This is a genomic window from Rhodococcus sp. (in: high G+C Gram-positive bacteria), assembly GCF_049286785.1.
Classification (GTDB): Bacteria; Actinomycetota; Actinomycetes; order Mycobacteriales; family Mycobacteriaceae; genus Rhodococcus_F.
In genome coordinates, this window is the sequence record NZ_JBAQEO010000301.1 from 1 (window position 1) to 2,869 (window position 2,869).

Sequence of the window (2,869 nt, forward strand, 5' to 3'; positions counted from 1 at the left end):
AGCTACGGGGCCGGAATCCGGTTTGAGAGTGCTGTTTCGGCTCGTAATACCGACGACGGGTTCGAGGTGGATCTCGACGAAACCGGGACAGTACGGGCACGACGGCTGATACTGGCCACCGGTTTGGTCGACGAGCTGCCCGACATTCCGGGTGTCCGGGAACTGTGGGGCAAGAGTGTCTTGCACTGCCCGTACTGCCACGGCTGGGAAGTCCGGGACCGGCGCATCGGCGTGGTCGGTTCGAGTCCGATGAGTGTTCATCAGGCGCTGCTGTTCCGTCAGCTCAGCGACGACGTCACGCTGTTCACCCACACGATGCCCGACCTGGACGGTGAATCCCTGGAACAGCTTGCTGCTCGCGACATCCGGCTTGTCGAGGGAACCGTCGCGGAACTGCGTGCAGAAGGGGAGAACGTCCACACCGTCGTCCTCGAAGATGGTCGCGAGTGCGGTGTCGACGCGGTCGTGGTCGGGCCCCGGTTCCATGCACGGACGGACCTGTACGTACAGCTCGGCGGGACGGTGGCCGACCATCCACTCGGAAGCTTCATCGAGACCGGTCCAATGGGGCAGACCGAACTACCCGGAGTGTGGGCTGCGGGTAATTCGAGCGACCTCTCGGCAATGGTCGTCGTCGCAGCGGGAGCAGGCGTGGTCGCCGGCGCTGCCGTCAACGCCGACCTCGTCGCCGAAGACGTCGCTGCGGCAGTGACGGCACGCACCAAGCGGTAGAGCCCTGCGGGTCCTACGTCTGCGACAGGTCCGCAACCACACGCTCGGCCAGTGGCCGGGACGACGCCGGATTCTGACCGGTGTAGAGCTTGCGGTCGACGACGATGTGCGGCTCCCACGGGTCGCCCGCGGAGAAGATCGCCCCGGACTGTTGCAGTCGGTCCTGCAGAAGCCACGGTGCCTTGTCGGCGAGCCCGGCCTGAGCCTCTTCGATATTCGTGAAGCCGGTGAGGTTGTAGCCCTCGAAAAGCCACTTCCCACCCGACGCGAATGCCGGCAGCAGCGCGACGGGGGCGTGGCACACCATCGCGACGACCTTGCCGGACTCGACGAAGCGACGCACGAGTTCGCCGAAGCGCTCGTCGACGGCGAGGTCTTCCATCGGCCCGTGACCGCCCGGCACGAACACCAGGTCGTAGTCGGCGGCATCGGCGTCTTCGAGGACGGCAGCCTTGCTCAGTCGCGGTTCGAGGTCGTCGAGGACTTTGCGCAGCTCAGCGGACCGCTCTTCTCCACCCGCGGCGTCCGGCGCGAGGCTCGCCTCGTCGACCACGGGTGTACGGCCGCCCGGTGTCGCGAAGGTGATGTTGTAGCCGGCCTCGGAGAACACCCGGTACGGCTCGACGAGTTCCTCCGCCCAGAAGCCCGTGGGGTGCCGGGTTCCGTCCGACAGGGTCCAATGGTCGGCGGCGGTGACGACGAACAACAGGTCGGTCATGGGAGTCCTCTCGAGCGTGACGTTCGGTACCGCTTCGCATACCCCGAAGTGCCCGGGCGGACACGTGAGCAGGATTACCGCGACCAGTACTGCACCATCGGTTCCTCGGCCAGCAGGTCGGAGCCTTCGGTGATGACGAGGGCCCCTGACGACAACCGGTATTGCACGCCGTCGTTGGTGGCGGTGTAACCGTCCGCCGTGGCGACGGGGTCGTCGATCTCGATGGCCGCTCCGTCGGTGAGGCGCAGGCATTTGTAGTACAGCCGTCCTACTCCGGTTTCGCAGATCACGACGAGCGATTCGGTGGTCTGCCCGGCGGCGATTGCTGGATTGGTGTGGTTGCAGCGGGCCTGGGGCACGCCCACGAAACCCTGGCTGTCGGTGTTGTCGAGCGTCGGGGCGGACGGTGCGCGCGTCGCGGGAGGCGCGGCCGGCGGCTCGGTGGCGGGTGCGGGATTGCCGGTGGGAATCAGTTCGAGGTTCTCGACCCGCAACGCGACATCACCCGGAAGGACGGTCAGGTAGCTGCTGCTCTGCACGGCGTCGTTGGCCGAGATGCAGGAGAAGTCCCCGGTCAGGCACGACATCGGCTCCCAATACCCGCCGAACGAATCGAGGGGGCTGCTAACCGCTCATCGATTCGGACCGGTTCGTGTCGTTTGGTGCAGGTCCGTGCAGGTGGCGGACCGGGCAGCATAGAACCGTGGGAAGTGCGAACCCGGTTGGTGAGGGTTTCGTAAAAGGGGGGACGGCGCCCGGGGCGGCCCGGCAGCTGCCGTCGGGCATGACCGTGGTGAGCGATCCGCACCCCTGCACTTCGGTAGCAGTGTCGTCATCCCGCGTACCGGTCGCTCGGTCGGAGAGCGGCCAGAAAACCGCACGCCGCGTGGGTGTCGATCCACGTGCGTCGAAGCATCGAAGGCGGTGCCCGGTGCGGCCGAGAGCGCGACTGTCGACGTGAGGTCCACTGCCGCACCCGATTCGGCCGGGTCGGTGATCCGCGCGTATGTGTACGTCCTCGAGTCCACCCCCGCTCAGGCCGAGATGCTGCGCTCGCACTGCGGGGCGCAGCGGTACGCCTACAACTGGGCCTTGGCGCAGGTGAAGGCGAACCTCGATCAACGCACCGCCGAACGCTCGTACGGCATTTCCCGATGCCGAGTTGACCCCGTCGATGTCGTGGTCCGCCTAGAGCCTGCGCAAGTACTGGAACTGCCACGGCCAGCCGCTCCACCTGGGCCGCGCTCAGGTACGGGGTGGCGGTGGCGGTCCAGTTGCGCGATTGCCTGGGAAGGTGCAGCGATGGCGGGCTCACCATCGTGGGCGCCCCCCCATGTACGCAAGTCGGATTCGAGCGTTGCGCGTTCGCTGTCGTCGATCGCCCCAAGGATGTCGTGGTACCACTGCTGGGTGTCGAGG

4 protein-coding genes are annotated in these 2,869 nt (G+C 66.7%); 2 read left to right on the plus strand and 2 right to left on the minus strand.

Going from position 1 to position 2,869, the window contains the following annotated elements:
- The coding region (locus WAW17_RS11695) for an NAD(P)/FAD-dependent oxidoreductase (RefSeq protein WP_422333145.1) at positions 1 to 732 on the plus strand (732 nt) is incomplete at its 5' end.
- 13 nt (positions 733 to 745) lie between these two features.
- Here WAW17_RS11695 and WAW17_RS11700 read toward each other — a convergent pair.
- Positions 746 to 1,450, minus strand: a complete 705-nt coding sequence (locus tag WAW17_RS11700; RefSeq protein ID WP_422333146.1) for a type 1 glutamine amidotransferase domain-containing protein — start codon at positions 1,448 to 1,450, stop codon at positions 746 to 748.
- Positions 1,451 to 1,524: 74 nt separating this feature from the next.
- A complete protein-coding gene (locus WAW17_RS11705; RefSeq protein WP_422333147.1) occupies positions 1,525 to 2,037 on the minus strand; it encodes a hypothetical protein in 513 nt (170 codons plus the stop codon).
- 457 nt (positions 2,038 to 2,494) lie between these two features.
- On the opposite strand from WAW17_RS11705, the gene WAW17_RS11710 reads away from it, so the two are divergent.
- Positions 2,495 to 2,869 (plus strand): hypothetical protein (locus WAW17_RS11710; protein WP_422333148.1); only part of this gene is annotated, 375 nt, incomplete at its 3' end.